This is a genomic window from Treponema sp. C6A8 (assembly GCF_000619925.1).
Taxonomy (GTDB): Bacteria; Spirochaetota; Spirochaetia; order Treponematales; family Treponemataceae; genus Treponema_D.
Genome location: NZ_JHVB01000001.1, coordinates 386,626 through 406,084 on the forward strand (window position 1 = coordinate 386,626; position 19,459 = coordinate 406,084).

18 protein-coding genes and 1 tRNA gene are annotated in these 19,459 nt (G+C 40.5%); 1 reads left to right on the forward strand and 18 read right to left on the reverse strand.

The window, feature by feature from the left end; genetic code table 11:
* Positions 1–33 precede the first annotated feature (33 nt).
* The 14 genes from T530_RS0101720 to T530_RS14520 form a co-directional block, all read right to left on the reverse strand.
* Positions 34–864 carry an FAD/NAD(P)-binding protein gene (locus T530_RS0101720; protein WP_027727523.1) on the reverse strand — a complete coding sequence of 277 codons (831 nt, stop codon included), beginning with the start codon at positions 862–864 and terminating at the stop codon, positions 34–36.
* A complete protein-coding gene (locus T530_RS0101725; protein WP_027727524.1) occupies positions 864–1,925 on the reverse strand; it encodes a 4Fe-4S dicluster domain-containing protein in 1,062 nt (353 codons plus the stop codon). Before T530_RS0101725 ends, T530_RS0101720 begins: the two co-directional genes overlap by 1 nt.
* Positions 1,925–2,890 carry a 4Fe-4S dicluster domain-containing protein gene (locus tag T530_RS0101730; RefSeq protein ID WP_027727525.1) on the reverse strand — a complete coding sequence of 322 codons (966 nt, stop codon included), beginning with the start codon at positions 2,888–2,890 and terminating at the stop codon, positions 1,925–1,927. The genes T530_RS0101725 and T530_RS0101730 overlap by 1 nt, the downstream gene beginning before the upstream one ends.
* The gene (locus T530_RS0101735) at positions 2,875–3,321 is read right to left on the reverse strand and encodes a hydrogenase iron-sulfur subunit (protein WP_009106348.1); all 447 of its coding nucleotides are present in this window, start codon (positions 3,319–3,321) and stop codon (positions 2,875–2,877) included. Before T530_RS0101735 ends, T530_RS0101730 begins: the two co-directional genes overlap by 16 nt.
* Positions 3,322–3,339: 18 nt before the next feature.
* Complete coding sequence (locus T530_RS0101740; protein WP_027727526.1) at positions 3,340–5,352, reverse strand: CoB--CoM heterodisulfide reductase iron-sulfur subunit A family protein; 2,013 nt, start codon at positions 5,350–5,352, stop codon at positions 3,340–3,342.
* Between the two features lie 14 nt (positions 5,353–5,366).
* Complete coding sequence (locus tag T530_RS0101745) at positions 5,367–5,762, reverse strand: 4Fe-4S dicluster domain-containing protein (protein WP_027727527.1); 396 nt, start codon at positions 5,760–5,762, stop codon at positions 5,367–5,369.
* Positions 5,762–6,556 carry a CoB--CoM heterodisulfide reductase iron-sulfur subunit B family protein gene (locus tag T530_RS0101750; protein ID WP_027727528.1) on the reverse strand — a complete coding sequence of 265 codons (795 nt, stop codon included), beginning with the start codon at positions 6,554–6,556 and terminating at the stop codon, positions 5,762–5,764. The genes T530_RS0101745 and T530_RS0101750 overlap by 1 nt, the downstream gene beginning before the upstream one ends.
* A gap of 140 nt (positions 6,557–6,696) precedes the next feature.
* On the reverse strand, positions 6,697–8,097 hold the full coding sequence (gene fumC, locus T530_RS0101755) for a class II fumarate hydratase (RefSeq protein WP_027727529.1): 1,401 nt from the start codon (positions 8,095–8,097) through the stop codon (positions 6,697–6,699).
* 58 nt (positions 8,098–8,155) lie between these two features.
* Positions 8,156–9,097 (reverse strand): L-lactate dehydrogenase, encoded by a 942-nt coding sequence (locus tag T530_RS0101760; protein WP_027727530.1) that lies wholly within the window; start codon positions 9,095–9,097, stop codon positions 8,156–8,158.
* Positions 9,098–9,358: 261 nt separating this feature from the next.
* Positions 9,359–9,431, reverse strand: a tRNA-Gly gene (locus T530_RS0101765).
* Between the two features lie 108 nt (positions 9,432–9,539).
* Positions 9,540–11,633, reverse strand: a complete 2,094-nt coding sequence (locus T530_RS0101770) for a methyl-accepting chemotaxis protein (protein WP_038073262.1) — start codon at positions 11,631–11,633, stop codon at positions 9,540–9,542.
* Between the two features lie 29 nt (positions 11,634–11,662).
* The gene (locus T530_RS0101775; protein ID WP_027727532.1) at positions 11,663–12,250 is read right to left on the reverse strand and encodes a hypothetical protein; all 588 of its coding nucleotides are present in this window, start codon (positions 12,248–12,250) and stop codon (positions 11,663–11,665) included.
* On the reverse strand, positions 12,250–12,552 hold the full coding sequence (locus T530_RS0101780; RefSeq protein ID WP_027727533.1) for an STAS domain-containing protein: 303 nt from the start codon (positions 12,550–12,552) through the stop codon (positions 12,250–12,252). Before T530_RS0101780 ends, T530_RS0101775 begins: the two co-directional genes overlap by 1 nt.
* 97 nt (positions 12,553–12,649) lie before the next feature.
* Positions 12,650–14,362, reverse strand: coding sequence for an HD-GYP domain-containing protein (locus T530_RS14520; protein WP_051537740.1), 1,713 nt, complete (start codon positions 14,360–14,362; stop codon positions 12,650–12,652).
* A 103-nt stretch (positions 14,363–14,465) separates the two neighbouring features.
* Between T530_RS14520 and T530_RS0101790 the strand changes: the two genes are divergently transcribed.
* Positions 14,466–15,773, forward strand: a complete 1,308-nt coding sequence (locus T530_RS0101790; RefSeq protein WP_027727534.1) for an NCS2 family permease — start codon at positions 14,466–14,468, stop codon at positions 15,771–15,773.
* Positions 15,774–15,956: 183 nt separating this feature from the next.
* Here the strand turns inward: T530_RS0101790 and T530_RS0101795 are convergent, their stop codons facing one another.
* From T530_RS0101795 to T530_RS0101810, 4 genes are all read right to left on the reverse strand, one after another.
* Positions 15,957–16,490, reverse strand: coding sequence for a 3-isopropylmalate dehydratase small subunit 2 (locus T530_RS0101795; protein WP_027727535.1), 534 nt, complete (start codon positions 16,488–16,490; stop codon positions 15,957–15,959).
* Between the two features lie 259 nt (positions 16,491–16,749).
* A complete protein-coding gene (locus T530_RS0101800) occupies positions 16,750–18,033 on the reverse strand; it encodes a 3-isopropylmalate dehydratase large subunit (protein WP_027727536.1) in 1,284 nt (427 codons plus the stop codon).
* A 156-nt stretch (positions 18,034–18,189) separates the two neighbouring features.
* Positions 18,190–19,134 (reverse strand): D-2-hydroxyacid dehydrogenase, encoded by a 945-nt coding sequence (locus T530_RS0101805; RefSeq protein WP_027727537.1) that lies wholly within the window; start codon positions 19,132–19,134, stop codon positions 18,190–18,192.
* A 41-nt stretch (positions 19,135–19,175) separates the two neighbouring features.
* Positions 19,176–19,379: a cation transporter gene (locus T530_RS0101810; RefSeq protein ID WP_009107006.1), complete on the reverse strand. Its 204-nt coding sequence runs from the start codon at positions 19,377–19,379 to the stop codon at positions 19,176–19,178.
* Positions 19,380–19,459: the final 80 nt, after the last annotated feature.

Sequence of the window (19,459 nt, forward strand, 5' to 3'; positions counted from 1 at the left end):
CTAATGTTAGCACCCCTAAAGGGGTGCGTACTATTAATACTCTGGTGGTAACTCACCAAGCTGGTCAAAGCTGAATACCGGACCGTCTTTGCAGACAAATTTATCACCGATATTACATCTTCCACATTTACCGATACCGCACTTCATGCGCATTTCCATTGTTGTGAAAATCTGTTCGTCCTTGAAACCAAGGTCTTTAAGGATTTTCAGAGACATGTGGATAAGGATTGGAGGTCCACACATGATTACAGTCATACCGGCATCCGGCTTGAGCTCTGTGATGAATGGAGGAACAAAGCCTACATGGCCGTTCCAGCCTTCTTCTGCACGGTCGATTGTGATATCGATAGAACAGTTAGGCTGTTTCATCCATACATTCTGCATTTCGTCCAGGCGGACAAGGTCTGCCTTTGAACGTGCACCGTAAATTACCTGGATTTTACCGTAGTTTTCACGGTGATCCATCATGTAATTTACTACAGAGTGTACAGGAGCAATACCAATACCTCCGGCAATTACAAGAATGTCTTTACCTTTAAGAGCTCCTTCTACAGGGAATCCGTTTCCAACAGGGCCGCGGAGACAAATCTGCTGACCAACTTCTGCGTTATGCAGCCATTCAGTTACACAACCACATTTTTTGATTGAGAATTCCATGTGGCTTTCAAGAGTAGGTGAAGAAGTGATGGAAATCATTGACTCACCAACGCCCGGAACGATGAGCATAGCACACTGTCCAGGAATATGGTTGAAGAGTTTTTTTCCGTCAAGTCCAACGACACTGAAAGTTTTAACATCAGGAGTTTCCTGTTTAATGTCAATAATTTTACCAATGTAAGGGATAAATGATTCTTTAGCTTCCATTATTTATCTCCTCCAATATCATCTGTTTCCTGTACAAGTTTAATAACTTTTACGATGTTCATGTTTACAGGACAGCTTTCCAGACAGCGGCCACAACCTACGCAAGAGAAGAGACCTTCATGTGCCATAGGGTAGTACATAAGTTTGTGCATAAAGCGCTGGCGGCTTCTTTCCTTCTGTGTGTGACGTGGGTTTTCTGCAGCCATCTGTGTGAAGTCGTTGTACATGCAGGAATCCCAGCAGCGAACCTGACGGATTCCCTTTCCTGTATCAAAGTCACGTACGTCAAAGCACATACAGGTAGGGCAGATGTAAGTACAAGTACCACAACCTACACAAGCTTCTGCAACTTTATCCCAAATCTTAGAGTTGAAAATCTTAAGCATATCCTTGCCCTGGAATTTTGAAAGGTCAAGGTGTGCAAATGGAAGTTTTTCAACTTTTGCTGCGATGTCTTTCTTTGCAGCGTCAACAGCCTTTGAATCAGCTTCTGCAAGGGCAGCTTTAGCCTTTTCTACAAAAGCCTTTCCTTTTTCTGTGTTAGCTTCAAAGAAGTATTTTCCGTCTGCCAGCCAGCAGCTTACATCACCTTTAGAACCGTTTTTGTCATTTGCCAAAGATGCATCAATTCCATATGTAGAACAGAAGCAGGTCTTTGCAGGCTCATTACAAGCCAGAGTGATTACAGTTCCATGGTCGCGGCGGTTCTTGTAGTAAGAATCAACCGGCTGCATGTTAAGGTAAACGTTATCGATTACGCTGAATCCTACAGCATCGCATGGGCGTACACCAAAGATTACAAAATCTTCTACGTCTTTGCGAGGATCTTCCATTGTGATTTCTTTACCGTTCATCTGGTAGCTTACCATGTGTTCGGTCTTAGGGAAGAAGAAGTCCTTTGCTGAGCGGACTGTTTTAAGTGCAGAAGAAAGCTTTACGCCCTTTTCCCATTTTGCAAAGTCTGCCTTTCCTGACTTGTTGTCTACAGGCAGGTACAGAGGCTGTTTTGAGCCGATAAGCTCAAATAATGAATCAATTTTATCAGATGAAATAGAAAGCATTATTCTTCACCTCCGTCTTTAGATCTTGAATAAACAATTGTGGTTTCAGGATCCTTTTCTGCATCAAAAGTAAGCATTGCAGGTTTAGATTCCATATCTGCACCAGCCTGATATTCACCGTAGATTTCGTTGATATCTTTGATGAATTTGCGGTTAAGCAGATAGAGAGGAATGTTCTGAGGACAAACTCGTGAACATTCTCCGCAGTCTGTACAGCGGCCGGCAACATGCCATGCACGGATAATGTGGAAAAGATTTTCCTCAAAGTTTGTTTCTGCAACTTTCTGAGTTGTGTAAAGAGCGTTGTTATCAAATACACATTTTTCGCAGGTACAAGCCGGACATACGTTACGGCATGCATTACAGCGGATACAGCGTGACATTTCGCCGCGCCAGAATTCAAAGCGCTGGTCTGGAGTCATAGCTTCAAGCTTTGCAACCATTTCCATGCGTTCTGTGTTTGGAGTAACTTCTTCATCTTCTTTTACACCAAGAAGTTCGTCACAAGAAACGTGTTTTTTGCCTTTGCATGAATCGCATACAGCTCCGCCGTCAAGAGTATCCTGGCAAGGAACTCCGATTGCATAAACATCAGAGCGGGTAATGCGGTTTTCTTTCAAAAGCTGAGTGAAAGAAAGTGAATCAGAAGGCTTTAAGAATACAAGAACAACTTCCTGAGGAATTGGGGCTTCAGCGGCATTTGGATCACGCTGTTTAGCCATTGTGTTGTTCATTCTTGTAGTGCTCTTCTTTACTTCAATTTCACGAGTAATTCTTACAAGATATTTAGAAAGATTTGCCTTACAGTCTTTGTTGAAAACAAATCCTTTATCAAGTTCTTCTGCAGAAGTGAATACGGCAGGAGTAATATCGTCTTCAAAAAGACCTTTCTGCCAGCCAACAACTTTCTGGACTTTTCCTTCTGCAAGTAATTCTTTTGCGCGAGCGATTAATTTGTCTTGCATCGTAAATCCTCCAGACGTTTATTTTCACCAAGGGCTTTAATCTGTGCTACGAAATCGTTCATGATTCCGGCAAAGCGTACACCTTCGGCAGCAGAACACCATTCAACGCGTGTACGTTTCTTTTCAATACCAAGATAGTCCAGCATAGAGAAAAGAAGAGTCATACGACGGCGTGCAAAATAGTTTCCTGTAGAGTAGTGGCAGTCACCAGGGTGACATCCACAAAGGATAACTCCGTCAGCACCGCGCTGGAATGCACGAAGAATGAACATAGGGTTCAAGCGGCAAGAGCACGGAATGCGGATAATTTTTACGTTAGAAGGGTACTCAAGACGGTTATTACCGGCAAGGTCAGCACCCGCATAGGAACACCAGTTACAGCAGAAAGCTACAATCTTTGGCGTCCATTCTTTATTAGTGTTTTCACTCATAAATCATTTCTTCAGTTATTAGAGAACTGAATCAACCTCCGCCAAGATTTGTTTGTTGCTGAATCCAAGAAGATCCATAGCACCAGAAGGGCAGGCAACTGTACAAGCACCACAACCATGACACATAGCAGTATTTACCTGTGATACATGACGAGTGATTGTAGTTCTGTTTGGACCACGGAAATCCTTATCAACATAAGAGATTGCACCGTAAGGACAAACGTTAGCACACTGACCGCATCCGTTACACATGTTTTCATTTGGATTTGCAGTACATGGATTGTTCTTAAGCTTATCTTTAACCAGAAGACAGATTGCCTTAGCAGCAGCTCCCGAAGACTGAGCTACAGTTTCAGGAATATCTTTTGGACCCTGACAGCATCCTGCAAGGAAGATACCGGCTGTAGGAGATTCTACAGGACGGAGTTTTGCATGTGCTTCAAGGAAGAAGTCGTTGTTATCCATAGATGTTGTAAGCATAGTTGCCAGTGGGCGGGCAGACTTGTCTGCTTCAATAGAAGCTGCAAGAACTACCATATCAGCCTTGATGTGAACCTGTTTGTTCAAAATCAAATCTGAGCCCTGAACATCTAATGTACCGTCAGAAAGCGGAGTAACTTTTCCTACCTGACCCTTGATGTAGTGAACTCCGTACTGTTCAACGGCACGGCGGTAGAATTCATCAAAGTTTTTACCAGGAGTACGAACATCAATATAGAATACAGTGATGTTTGTATCAGGGTAATGATCGCGGGTAAGAATTGCGTGTTTTGCTGTGTACATACAGCAGATTTTAGAGCAGTATTCGTGACCTTTTGTTGAATCTGCAGAGCAGCGTGAACCTACACACTGTACGAATACAATGTTCTTTGGTTCTTTTCCGTCTGATGGGCGGAGAAGGTGACCGTTTGTAGGACCAGATGCGTTACAAAGGCGTTCAAATTCAAGTGAAGAAACAACATCAGGACTCTGGCTGTAAGCATATTCATCGAATTTTTCGAGAGAAATAGGATTATAACCAGTTGCTACGATGATTGCACCGTATTTTTCTGTAAGAGTTGTTTCCTTCTGGTTGAAGTTAATAGCTCCGGCTGCACAAGCCTTTTCACAGAAACCACAAACATTGTCTTTTCCGTTTTTAAGACCCTTCATGTGCAGACAGTAATCGGCGCTGATAGCTGCAACCTTTGGAACTGCCTGAGCAAAAGGAATATCGATTGCTTTTCTTGTATTAAGATTAAGGTTAAAGCTGTTTGGAACCTTTTTGTTAGGACATTTTTCGATACATGCACCACAACCTGTACATTTGTCTTCATCAACAAAGCGAGGGTGACGTTTAATGTCTACTTCAAAGTTTCCGATATAACCGCGTACACCACAAACTTCTGAGTAAGAAAGAATGCGGATGTTAGGGTTCTGGCTTACTTCTGTCATCTTAGGTGTTACGATACAAGAAGCACAGTCAAGGGTTGGGAAAGTTTTATCAAGCTTAGCCATTTTACCGCCGACTGTGTAATCTTTTTCTACGATATCAACAGGGAAGCCTGCATCAGCAATGTCCAATGCAGCAGTAATACCTGCAATACCGCCACCGATTACCAAAGCGCGCTTTGTCATCGGAGTTTCACCTTCGATAAGAGGTGTATCCAGAATTGTTTTTGCAATTGCAGCTTTACCAAGTGCGATTGCTTTTTCTGTTGCGTCGCCCATATCTTTCATAACCCATGAACACTGTTCACGGATGTTGGCAACTTCAACTTTATAAGGGTTCAAACCTGCACGTTCAGCACATGAACGGAAGGTTTTTTCATGCATACGTGGAGAACAAGAACACAAAACTACACCTGTAAGGCCAAGTTCGTGAATCTTGTCTTCAATCATTTTCTGTCCGGCAGAAGAACACATGTATGTGTAGTTTGTAGAGTAAACAACACCGTTTACTTTTCCAAGCTCTTCTGCAACTTTTGCTACGTCAACTGTACCGGCAATATTAGTACCGCAGTGACATACGAAAACACCAATTTTTTCCATTTTCTATGCCACTCCTATTTCTTATATTTTCTGAATGCGCTCATTACAGCCTGCTGAGGCATATCGTCATCCAGATAATTAGGTACATCCTCAGCTTCAAGGTGATGAGGACCGCGCTGACGCTCAACAAAAAGACGTACAGCTTCAATAAGTTTTGCAGGTTCAACCTGACGTGGACAGCGTTCAAGACAGGCAAAGCAAGAAAGACAAGCGTACATTGACTTCGACTTCAAAAGTGGTTCAATTTCGCCGTTTTCTACCATCTGAACAAACTGATGTGGATGATATTCCATAGAATCATAGTTAGGGCAGGTGCCTGAACACTTACCGCAAACCATACATTTCTTTGGGTTTACACCGCTGATTGAAAGAATGCTTTTTTTAGCTGCTTCGATTTCTGAAGGTAACATTATTCAGCCTCCTTTAATCCAAGAGCTTCAGCAAGCAGTTCTGTAAAGTAAATTACATCGAGTTTGCTATTGCCTTTGTTTTTTGTAAGATTGTATTTACAAAGCGGGCAGCTTGTTACAAGGAAGTCTGCTCCCATATCCTCTGCGTTAGCAAGAATTTTTTCTGTGCGTGACTTTGGAATAGAAGCGTCTTCGAACATTGTGTAAGCGCCGCAACATTCGTTTCTCTGTGAGTAAATGACAGGAGTTCCACCGATAGCCTTGATAAAATCTTCAAGAAGCTGTGGATTCTCCGGATCATCAAGCTGAAGAACTTTGCCGGGACGTAAAAGAAGACATCCGTAATAAGCACCAATTTTTTTGCCAGTAAATGGCTTTTTAACTGCTGCCTTTACCTTGTCCCAGCCGATGACGTCGCGAAGAACTTCAAGATAATGAAGAACTTTTGTTTCTCCATGATACTCGATTTCGTCGTGAGCCAGATAATTGTTCACCTTGAGAATAACGTTTTCATCATTCTGCATGTCATCGTTAACCTGTTTGATAACGTTGTAGCATGCAGAACAAAGTGTAACTAAATCCTGTTTAGCATCGCGGGCATTTGCCAGAGCGCGAACCGAAGGAAGCTTTGTAGCTATTTCGTCTTTTGCAAGCGGATATTCACCGCCGCAGCACTGCCATTCAGGAATTTCTTCAAGTGTGAAACCCAATGCTTCCGCAGATGCACGTGCATATTTATCAAGGTCAATAGCCTTGTTTTTCAGCGTACATCCAGGAAAATATGAATAATTCATACTTGCTCCTATAAATGTATAAAACTATTTAATTTGCTCTAATTAGGCCGTATAAAAATACGGCCGTGATAATTTAGATAGGTAAACCTAAAAATTGCTCCCGCAATTTTCTTAACGGTTTGCTATCAATCAAGAAAAAACTAGTTTTTTCTCTCACCCTGTGGATAAGCCATGCTCTCAGGCTTAAATACTTCATCAAACTTTTCAGCTGTGAGGAAGCCTAAACCTACGCAGGCATCTTTAAGGGAAATGTTTTCATCAAAAGCCTTGTGAGCTGTCTTTGCAGCGTTCTCATAACCAATGTATGGGTTCAATGCAGTAACAAGCATCAAAGAGTTGTAGAGGTTGTGGTGCATCTTTTCTTTGTTTGCTTTGATACCAACAGCACAGTTCTTGTTAAATGAGAGCATAGCCTCTGCCAGAAGGCGTGCAGACTGAATGAAGTTGTAAGCAATCACAGGCATGAATACGTTCAATTCAAAGTTACCCTGTGATGCAGCAAAGCCTACAGCTGCGTCGTTACCCATTACCTGAACTGCAACCATTGTTACAGCTTCACACTGAGTTGGATTTACTTTACCAGGCATGATAGAAGAACCCGGTTCATTTTCTGGAATGTGGATTTCTCCAAGACCGTCACGAGGACCAGATGCAAGCCAGCGGACATCGTTAGCGATTTTCATCATATCTGCTGCAAGAGCCTTGATGGCACCGTGAGCGAATACGAGTTCATCTTTTGATGTAAGGGCGTGGAACTTGTTAGGAGCTGTAATAAAATCCTTGCCAGTCAATTTTGATACAGCTTCTGCAACTTTTGAATCGAAGCCTTTTGGAGCATTCAATCCTGTACCAACTGCAGTTCCGCCTAAAGCCAGCTGCTTAAGATATGGAAGTGAAGAAGCCAGCATTTCCTTGTCACGTTCAAGTGAAGTTCTCCATCCGCTGATTTCCTGGTCAAAGGAAATAGGAACTGCATCCTGAAGGTGAGTACGTCCAGATTTAACGATGCCTTCGTTTTCTTTTTCAAGCTTTTTGAAGGTAGCCACCAGAGTATCAATTGCAGGGAAGAGCTTGTCTTCGATTACGCTTACAGCAGAGATGTGCAGTGCTGTAGGGAATGTGTCGTTAGATGACTGGCTCATATTGATATCATCATTAGGATGACACAATTTTTTGCCGGCAATCTCGTTGGCACGGTTTGCAATTACTTCATTGGCATTCATGTTAGACTGTGTACCGGAACCTGTCTGCCATACAACAAGAGGGAAGTGATCATTGAGGCTGCCTGAAATTACTTCGTCACAAGCCTGAGAAATTGCCTTGAGTTTTTCATCAGTCATTTTCTCTGGTTTGAGGGCGTTGTTAGCAATTGCAGCAGCCTTCTTAAGATAGCCGAATGCCTTTGTAATCTCGCGAGGCATTGTTTCAATTCCTACGCCGATTTCAAAGTTTTCATGGCTACGCTCAGTCTGAGCTCCCCAGTACTTGTCTGCAGGAACTTTGACTTCTCCCATTGAATCGTGTTCAATTTTGTATTCCATATATTTTTAATCCTTTAAAAGAAAATGCACCCTTGAGTGCATTTTCAGTTTTTACAAGTTAGAATTTCAGCTGCTTGATAACGTCTTTAAGACAGTCAGCACTGTGTTTGAGTGATGCAATTTCTGCATCTGTAATTGGTGCTACGATGTGTGAAGCAACGCCTTTTCTTCCAACGATACATGGAATAGAAAGACATACATCACTGATTCCATATTCACCATTAAGCATTGTAGAAACAGTAAGCATAGAATCTGTTTCATAATCCAATGCTTCACACAAAGTTGCAGTTGTAATACCAATTGCGTAGTTTGTGCATTTTTTAGCAGCGATGATGATTCCGCCTGATTTACGGATGTAATCTTCAACATCGTCTTTATTGAAATCAGAAAGGGAAAGTCCCTGAGCTGATTTTGCAAAAGTTTCTACAGGTACAGAACCGATGTTTGCAAGTGACCAAGGAACAAAAGATGAATCTCCGTGTTCACCGAATACGTATCCGTGAACGTTTTCCTGAGCTACTTTGTAAGTTTCTGCGATGCGGGCACGGAAGCGGGCTGTATCAAGCATAGTACCAGTACCAATGATGTGGTCAGCAGGAATGCCTGAAGTTTTTACAAACTGATATGTAAGAATATCAACAGGGTTTGCTACGATAACGTAAAGAGCGTTAGGAGCAGCCTTTGTGATTTCAGGAATAATTGATTTAGTGATGTCAACATTTGTCTGGGCAAGATCAAGGCGCGACTGACCAGGCTTTCTTGCTACACCAGAAGTAAGAACTACGATGTCTGAACCTTTTGCATCATTATAATCACCATCGTGAATATAAACAGGTCCGATAAATGGTGTACCCTGACGGATATCCATTGCTTCACCCATAGCGCGGTCTTTAGCGATATCAATGAGTACAATCTCAGAAGCAAGCTGTCTTAAAGTCAATGCGTAAGCAATTGTAGAACCAACCTGTCCTGCGCCAATAATAGTAATCTTGTTTGACATATGCATGTCTCCTTAAACAAAAATATGATTAAACCAATATTAATTCGATTTGAGTATTGTTTAAAAAAAATCGCAATTTTTCCCACAATACTATTGAAATATAATAAACCCTTTTGTGGATTTTGTGAATAAGAAACTTCCTTTTTTATATTTGAATTTATAGAAGATATGATAAAAATATTTGTTAGCCAGAGCGGATGAAGACAAAATGCAATATGTTAAAATAAAAAAGCTTCCTTATTCAGGAAGCTCTGTTTTAAGAGCGGATGAAGGGAGTCGAACCCTCGTCATCAGCTTGGAAGGCTGAGATAATAAGCCGTTATATGACATCCGCAAAAGTTATCAGTGACTTACTGTCGCTTGATGTTTAATATATTATATTTTTGACGAATTTTGGTCAATAGGGAAAGGGCAAAAATTTTGAATTTTTTGCCCTTTTTTTTTACACCTTAAACTGGTCTATCTGGGTGCCGATCTGAGTAATTGAAGAGCGCATTTTTTCTGCAATAGAGGAAAGGGCTGCACCGGTTTCATTGATTTTCTTTGCGCCGATTGCCATTTCTTCCATACTGGCCTTCATTACAGTTGTTGCATTCTGAAGGTTTTTAACTTCATCAAGAATCTGCTTGTTTCCGATTGACATTTCTTCTGAGGCTGTTCGGACTTCAATTGTACTGTCGTTCATAGCATGAAGGGAATCTGTAATCTGTTTAGAACCTTCCTGCTGTTCTTCCATTGCAGATTTAATCTGGCGGACAATCTGGTCGGTTTCCTGAATTTTTTCAGTAACAGAATTGAAGGCTTCACTTGATTCCTGAGAAGCTGTAACTACAGAATTAATGGAATCCTTAATGCTTGAAAGCTGTTCACCGATTGTCTTTGACTGGTCGGTTGAGGTCTCAGAAAGCTTTCGGATTTCATCGGCAACAACGGCAAATCCTTTTCCGGCTTCTCCTGCGTGTGCTGCTTCAATTGCCGCATTCATGGCAAGAAGGTTAGTCTGTTCAGCAATGGCTGCAATTGCGGCATTTGCTTCCTGAAGCATCTGAGACTGTTCTTCAATCTGATGAATTCTTTCGTTTACATGAATCTGCTTCTGGGCTCCGCTCTTTGCATTTTCAGAAAGAATATCAAAAGATTCTGCCATTTTATCAACAGAATTGTTTACAGAGGCAATGTTTCCAATCATCTGCTCGACTGCGCTTGAAGCATTGCTTACTCCCTGAGATTGTTTTGCAATCATTCTCTCAAGAGATTCGATATTCGATGCAATTTCATTTACTGCCCCGGCAGTTTGAGAAACGCTGTCACCCTGATTGCTGATCTGATTATGAACGCTGGAAATATTTGCAATGATTTCTGTAATGGAAGCGCTTGTATCCTGCATGCTGGCATCAAGATCAAGGCCGGCTGCTGAAAGCATTTCTTTTGAATCTTTGACATCAGAGACAATTGTATGAAGCTTTTCTGTAAAGCGGTTGAAGCCTTTTACAACGCCACCGATTTCATTGTTTATCTGTTCGCTTTTTCCTGTGATTCGCTTTGTCAAATCAGCTTTTCCAGATGCAATTTCATCAATAGAAGACTGTACTTCCTGAAGAGGCTTTAATGAATAATAGATTCCAAAGCCAATTCCAAGAACGAGGGCAAGACCAAGTACGATTCCCGCAATGACAAGTGTGATGGAAATTTCATTTGCAGTTGCGTAAACCTGGCTTTCATCAATCATAAATACAAATCCCCAGTCTGCATTTTCTACAGGCTGATAAGTTATGTATTTATTTCCAAGTTTAGAGAAGCTGATCCATTCTTCGCCGCTTCGTTTTTCTGAAAGAGCCTGAGTAACAGGTTTCATTCCTTCAAGGATGATTTTTGTATTTTCTTCATTATCATCCGGGGCAGAGGAGGCGATAATTTCTCCTTCACTGTTAAAAAGGAAGGCATAACCGGTTTTTCCGATCCGGATTCCGCTTACAAATTCCTTTAATTTATTTACGCCTACAACGGCGCTGTAAAAGCCGATTGTTTTGCCATTTACCTTTACCGCCTTTGAAACGTGAATAATCGTATCGCCGGTTGATTTTGACGTTACAGGGTCATCGATATTTGTGTCGTTTCCCTGTTCCATAATTGCCTTAAAGTAAATACGGTCTTTTACATTTGTGATTTTATTCTGGTCGTTATAAAAATCACCTTTTGCATCAATAAAACCGATTCGATCAAAATCTGGAGTTCTTGAAGATGTATGAGAAACAAGCCATTTCTGAATTTCAACAGGATCTTCTGTCTTATTAATATCAGCTTCTGTGTACATCCTCATCTGCTTGATGTATTCACTAAGCCTGATAGAAACAACATCAGCATAGGCATCTGTAATCTTTCTGCAGTCTTCCTCGTAAGAATCTGCAACAGATTTACGGGTACGCATTTTTACAAATTCAATCTGAAAAACTGATAAGCCGGCTACAATAAGAATTGTGATTGCAAGAATGTAATAAACAAGCTTGCCCTGTCTTTTAGTTTTTTCTTTAGACATCAGATCCTCCTGAATAAATAGAGTTTGTCTTAGAAAGCTTTTTTTACAATAATTTCAACCTTTTTTTCCTGAACTCCAACAAGGACATCATCAGCAAGTTGAGCAATTATTGATTTTTCAAGTTCATCCCATTCTTCTTCATTGGCTTTTTCAACCTTGTTTTTGTAGTTATTTAAAGACCAGAGAGAAGTATCAATAGAAATACCATTATCAAAGCCAAATGAATAAAAGCCTGAACTTACAGTACTTACATATTCATAATCAATCAGCATGAATTGAGTTGCAAGTTTAATCTTTGTCAGGATTCCCTTTGCCGCTGCATTTTTTTTGTCAGTTGACAGGGCAATAAGATTTTCACGTTTTTCCATTGTAAGGGAGGAGTTAGGACTCAGAGATACGTGGATTTCAAATTTCTTATTGTCACTTTCAATCCAGAATTTTCCTTCTGAATAATCCAGAATTTCCGGCAGCATGCAGACAAGTTCTTCTGAAAGTAATCGAAGTCTGAGAGCTTCTTTTTTTGAGAGATTTACATATGATGCCGCTTTTGTTGTTTCGGATAAAAGTGTATTTAAGGATTCATTATCTTTTGAGAGTATGCAGATGTCAGATGTCATTATTTACCGCCTTTAATGTTAAGAATGTCTGAAAATCCCGTAATTTCAAAAACTTCACGAACAGTTTCATTTACATTAATGATTGTCATTCCGCCTCTGTTGGTGAATTCTTTATGTGTAGAAAGCAAAACTCTGAGGCCTGCAGATGAAATGTAGTCAAGTTTTTCAAAGTCAATAGTGAGTTCATTTGCGACAGTCAGGCTTTTTATTTCCTTTTCCAAATCCGGAGCGCTTACTGTATCCAGACGACCTTCAACTTTAAGAGTTACCTCAGGTCCATTTTCATTTTTAGTAATTGTCATAATGTGCACCTCTAAATAAATTATAACATACCTTTTTTAATTTAAAAGAAAAAAATGCACGAATATAACTTTAAGTTTTAATTACACCAGTTACTAATTATATAGAAAAATGTTTTTCGTTTTCTTCAAAGAGTTTTTTGACTCTGTCCTGATTTTTTGTAAAAATATCAACAATCACAGGATCAAAATGACTTCCGGCCCCTTCTCGGATAATATCCATTGCTTTATCAAAAGAGAAAGGTTCCTTATAACTTCTTTTTGAAACAAGGGCATCAAAAACATCACTTACTGCCATAATTCGAGCAGAAAGCGGGATTTCTTCCCCCTTAAGTCCCATAGGATAGCCTGTTCCGTTCCATTTTTCGTGATGATAGGTTGCAAGATTTGATGCTTCCTTTAAATAACCTGGATCTGTCGTCAGCTGCATTGCGCTTTCAATTACTTCTTTTCCGGCAAGAGTATGAGACTTCATTATTTCAAATTCTTGGTCAGTAAGTTTTCCGGGTTTATTTAAGATGACGTCAGAAACCTTGATTTTTCCCACATCATGGAGTGGAGCTGATGAACAGACATCTTTAATGTATTCGTCTGTAAGGACATCAGAGAAAAGATGATTTTCTTTAAGAAGCTGAAGGATAAGCTTTACATATGCGGCTGTTTTTCTTACGTGGTCGCCTGTGCATTTATCTCGGCTTTCTACAAGGTCTGCCATGATGTAAATAAGGCCGTTCTGCATGTGGGCAATTTCATCACCTTTTTTCTGAACGTCATTTATATAATCAACGGTTTCTGAAATTGTATGGGTCAGGGACTTGTAGAGATTTTCGATTTCATCACCGGTTGCAATTTCAAGAGACTTCATTCTTTCAAGTCCGATTTCAATATCTTCTTCACTGTCATAGGCAAAGGCTTCTGAAGCAAAGGACATTGCACCAATCGGATAAGTAAGGTGATAATTTGTGAGCCAGAGGCAGAGGGTAAGTATAAAGATGAAAAAGCCCATAAAAAGGGAAAGGATTTTTGCGATAAAACTGATGCCTTCCATATGGGCCTGAACTACGCTAATTCCTGAAACACTCAGGGCAGATTTTACGTATAAAACATAACTGATGGCTGTCGTAACAAAGGCAACAAAAATCATGATTACGGCAATAATCAGGGTGATTTTTGTGCGAAGGGGAAGCTGTCTGGTTTTTGTTTCCCTTGCATAGATGCGTTCATTAAGATTAAGGGGAGTCTGCTTCCAGTCTGTGAGCATAAGTGTTTTGCTGAATTTTTCAGGAATTATGCGAAGAAGAATTAAAACTCCAAAAACCGTAAGCGCCTTATCGATAATATCGATAATCATGTCGGAAATAAGCTGGGCCCAGAAAACATTGAGGGTGCCCTGTTCAAGAAGGCTTCTAACAAAAGGAGCTGATATTCCTTCACCGACTCCAAAGCCGTAAATGCAGTAGGTGAGTATTGAACCGATTCCACCGCCAATAACAGCAAAAACTGGAATTGTAATCAGGGCTTTTTTAAAGGATGTGAAATAACCTCGTCTTGCAAAAAAGGCACCGGCTACGGCAATAAGAACACTGATTCCTGCGTAATAGGAATTTGTTAAATCTGTAAGGGTAGAGTTAATGATATTTGTAAGATACCCGACTATAACTCCCGGAAGATAGCCTCCAAGAATTGCTGCTGACAAAGTTCCTATGTTGTCTAAAAAAAGAGGAACTCCGATATATCCCATCAGACGGTTAATTGAGATATTCAAGAAAATGAAAAGACAATAAAAAATTATCTGTTTAACTCGGTTCTTCATCTTACTGAATAATTATAGCAGTGTTTTTTCTATGTTGCAAAAAATCTGTAAAAAATGCAAAATCATTCTATTAATAAAAGTTTTTATAAGGAGGATTTTTATTATGGAAAGGTTCTTTAAATTAAAAGAACGTGGAACAACCGTTAGCAAAGAAGTTATCGGTGGTATTACAACATTCCTTGCAATGGCATATATCCTTGCAGTAAACCCTGGAATTCTTTCAGGCTCTGGAATGGCATTCAATGCAGTTTTCACTGCAACAGCAATTTCTGCTTGTATTGCAACTTTAGTTATGGCATTCCTTGCAAACCTTCCAGTTGCACTTGCACCTGGTCTTGGTCTTAATGCCTTCTTTACATACTCAGTTGTACTTGGAATGGGATGTACATGGCAGTTTGCTTTGACAGCTGTATTTGTTGAAGGTATTGTTTTTATCCTTCTTTCTATTTTTGGAATTCGTGAAGCAATCATCAATTCCATTCCTTCAACACTTAAAAAAGCAGTTTCTGTTGGTATCGGCTTGTTCATTACAATTATTGGTCTTGTAAACGCAGGTATCTGTACTGGTGATACAGGAACAATCATTGGATTTGTAAACCTTGATTTTAATCATGCTACTGCTCTTGTTGCTGGTCTTGGTCTTTTGATTACTATCATTCTCTTTATTTTGAACGTTCCTGGAAACATTCTTCTTGGTGTAATAATTACAACTATCATTGGTATTCCTTTTGGTGTTACAAAAGTTCCTGAGAACTTCTCACCATTCTCAACTCCTGCTGCTCCATATCTTTTCCAGTTTGAATGGGCAAATGCACTTTCATTGAAGTTTGTAGTTGTTCTCATCACCTTCCTCTTTACAGATATGTTCGATACACTCGGAACTTTGATGGGTGTTGCTGAACAGTCAAATCTTAAAGACAGCGATGGAAATATCCAGAACGTAAAAGGCGCATTGATGGCTGACTCAGTTGGTACTGTTGTTGGTGCTTGTCTTGGTACTTCTACTGTAACTTCATTCGTTGAATCAACTTCTGGTGTTGCTGCCGGTGCAAAAACAGGTCTTGCTTCTGTTGTAACAGGTCTTTTGTTCCTCGTAGCTCTCTTCCTCAATCCTTTGTTCGCATTGGTTCCAGCTGCGGCTACAGCTCCAGCTTTGATTTTCGTTGGCTATTTGATGATGAAAAACGTAAAATCAATTGAATTCTCTGATGTTTCAGAAGGAATTCCTGCATTCATTACAATTATGGTTATGCCTTTTGCTTACTCAATTTCTAAGGGTATTGTATGGGGTATTCTTTCATTTGTAATCTGTAAGACGGCTGCAAAGAAGGCTAAGGAAGTTCCTCTTGTTACATGGATTCTTGCATTGGTATTCCTTGCTGACTTGATTTTTGAAAGCGTAAAAGCGTAATATCGAAGAAGCGTAAAAAAAATCCCGATGTTTTATGACACCGGGATTTTTTTTGAGTCGCAGGCATAGCCTGCTCTGAGATTCTATCGATGAAGCTAAAAGTCGCTGTATGCAGCTTAATAAGTTCTTCGAACTTACGACCCGCTTTCGCAGCTCGTTTTTTAACGCTTCTTCGATTATCATCTAATATTTAGAATCAGCGTAGCCGATCCAGCCTTCCTTTTCTACCAATGCTTTTTCAAAGTCATCAAGGTTGAAAGGATAGCTTTTAGAAAGGCTTCCTGCAATCAATTTTACTTTTGCAGTGCCGTCATCATTGATAACGATTTTACACTCAGTTTCTTTATCTGCGAATGTCTTGAACATATCTGCAATTGACTTGCGGTCAATTTCGATTGCCATCATGCCGCAGTTAAACATGTTCTGGCGGAAAATGCGGGCAAAGTTTGGAGCTACAACAACGTAGATTCCGTTTACTTCAAGTGCCCATGGTGCGTGTTCGCGTGATGAACCGCAGCCGAAGTTTTCTCTTGTTATGATTACTTTTTTACCGGCAACGTCAGTCTTTGGATTAAAGCCTTCGAGCTTCAAGTCTTCCAAAAGGTAAGGCTGCAATGCCTGCTTAGAAATTTCTGTAAGATATTTTGCTGGAATAATTTCGTCAGTGTTGATATCTGACCGATCCAAAAAGAGTACTGGACCTCCGAACTGTTTCATATTAACCTCTTCGTTATTTTATAAAGATAAAAATCTTTACCTTATTATTTAATGATAACACTATTTGAAAAAAAAGTGTACCTCAAATTATTACAAATAAAAAAGCTTCCGCATGGAACCGTAATTTGCTCTGCCGAGAAGGCTCGCCGCAAGCTGCGCTTGCTCTGTATGAACCGTATTTAATCACCTCATCGCCTTCAATGCGCCGCAAATCACGAACCCATGCTCCGCATTTTTCCTTACAATCGTAAGTTTTTTTTTATTTATAAAGTTCCGAATTACAGATTGTCCCTTTAATAGCTGTAGCTGCCGCAGAAGCAGGGCTCATCAAATGAACCATTCCGCCTTTACCCATGCGGCCGTTGAAGTTACGGTTTGTTGTAGAAGCACAAACTTCGCCTTCTGCCATAACACCGTTACTCATACCAAGGCAGGCACCGCAGGTCGGGTTTGTTACACAGAAGCCGGCATCCATAAAGATGTCGATGATTCCTTCTTCCAAAGCCATTTTGTAGATTTTTGGTGTAGCAGGAGAAACGATTCCGCGAACTCCGTCTGCAAGGTGGTGTCCTTTAAGAACTTTTGCAGCAATTCTAAGGTCAGAAATACGTCCGTTTGTACAAGAACCGATGTAAATCTGATTTACAGGGGTTCCTTCCATTTCCTTGATTGTCTTTACCTGATCAGGCTTGTAACCGAATGTACATACTGGCTGCAAATCAGAAAGGTCAAGAGTATAAACTTTTTCGTATTCGGCATCGTCATCTGAACGCCATTTTGAATAAGCTTTCAATGCTTCTTCTTTAGAAGAGTATTCGTCTTTAATGAAGTCCCAGAGATAATCAACAGTTTTTTCATCTGGATAGCAGATACCGCTTGTAGCACCAGCTTCAACAGCCATGTTACAGATTGTCATGCGCTCTTCCATATCAAAGTTGTCTACTACTGGACCTGTGAACTCAACTACACAGTTTGTAGCGCCGTTTACACCGATTGTGCTGATAAGTTTAAGGATTACGTCCTTTGCAAAAACACCGGCTTTAAGTTTGCCGTTCAATACAAATTTAATTGATTTTGGCTCGCGGAAAGAACAAACTCCCTTCAAGATTCCAACTTCAAGGTCAGTTGTACCAACACCTGCTGCAAATGCGCCGAAAGCACCGTGTGTACATGTGTGGCTGTCTCCCATGATTACAGTGTAGCCAGGGCGAACAAATCCCTTTTCAGGGAAGATTGCGTGGCAAACGCCGTTAGTACCAATATCAAAAAAGTCTTTGATGTTCTGGCGGCGAGCCCAGTCGCGGAGGATTTTTCCCTGTGTTGCAGTTTTTGAATCCTTTGCTGGAGTTACGTGGTCAATTACTGCCTTAATTTTTGTGCAGTCAAAAACTCTATCCTTATTGCGTTCTACAAGGTCATTGATTGCGATTGGAGTTGTGATTTCATGACAGAATACGCGGTCAAGCTTTAATACATAAGTATTTGGAAATGGTGTGTCTACAAGATGTTCTTCAAATATTTTCTGAGCAATTGTCTTTCCCATTGTCAACCTCTATTTAATAATATTAAAGAAAGTTTAATATTATTAAAGTAGTATGTCAAGATGACGGAAAAATGAAAAAAATCGGCCACAGATAAACACAGAAGGGACACAGATAATATTAAACTGCGTGAATCTGGGTTCATCTGTGGCTATATATTATGATACAACATTAAATGCATTGCCGTTAATCCAGGCTTTGAGGTTTTCGTAAGCGATGTTCTGTAAGCGGGCACGGGTTTCAAGCGGAGCCCAGGCAATGTGAGGAGTAATTACGCAGTTTGGAATTCCAATAAGAGGGCAGTCAGCAGTCATAGGCTCTGCTTCCAGAACGTCAGCGGCGTATCCGGCAAGTTTTCCTTCTTTCAGCGCATCTGCAAGATCCTTTTCAACAATAAAACCACCGCGGGCAGTATTGATAAGATAGGCAGACGGCTTAAAAAGGCTGAGACTTTCTTTATTTATGATATGAGTTGTCTGAGGTGTAAGAGGGGCATGCAGACTGACAAAATCAGAGCGGCGGCAAAGTTCTTCAAAAGTAACTGATTCCGGCATTCCTTCGCGCGGCGTTCTTGTACAGCAGATAACCTTCATGCCAAAGGCACGGGCAAGAGCTGTTACTTTTTTACCAATGTTTCCGTAGCCGAAAATTCCAAGAGTTTTTCCTGTAAGCTCAGACAGAGGTGCATTCCAGTAGCAGAAATCAGGGCAGCGCTGCCAGTCACCGGCCTGTACCGATGCATTATGAAGTGCTACGTGATTTGTAAAATTAAGGATGAAAGCGAATACGTGCTGGGCAACAGAATCCGTGCTGTAGGCAGGAATATTTGTAACGGTGATATTGCGGCGGCGGCAGGCATCCAGATCAATTACGTTATAGCCTGTAGCAAGAACACCGATATATTTCAGATTAGGGCAGGCAGAAAGGATATCTTCTGTAATGTTTATTTTGTTTAAAAAAATCGCATCGGAATCTCCGATGCGATTTTTGACAAGTTCCGACGGAGTGCGTTCATAAACAGTAACTTCTGCAAGTTCCGAAAATTTGTCCCATGGCAAATCGCCAGGATTGACAGCATGTCCGTCTAAAATTGTTATTTTCATAGTCTTTTTTAATTTTGTTTTGAATGGAAGGTACGTTGACCTTAGCCGATTACATCTACTCCGCAACCAGAAATAGCTGCATTGATTGCTGCTTCTGCTCCTGCGTCATCATAATCAACAAGGACCTGTGATTTTTCGCAATTAGCAACAGCATTTGTAACTCCGGCAACTGCAGCTACAGCAGCCTGAACTTTTCCAGCAGTACCTTCATCAAACATACCTACTACATAAATCTTCTTCTGCATTGCAATTCCTCTTTCTTGATGTTTTTAAAATATACACTATCTCAGGTACTCTTTCAAGAAAATTTATAAAAAAAACGCCA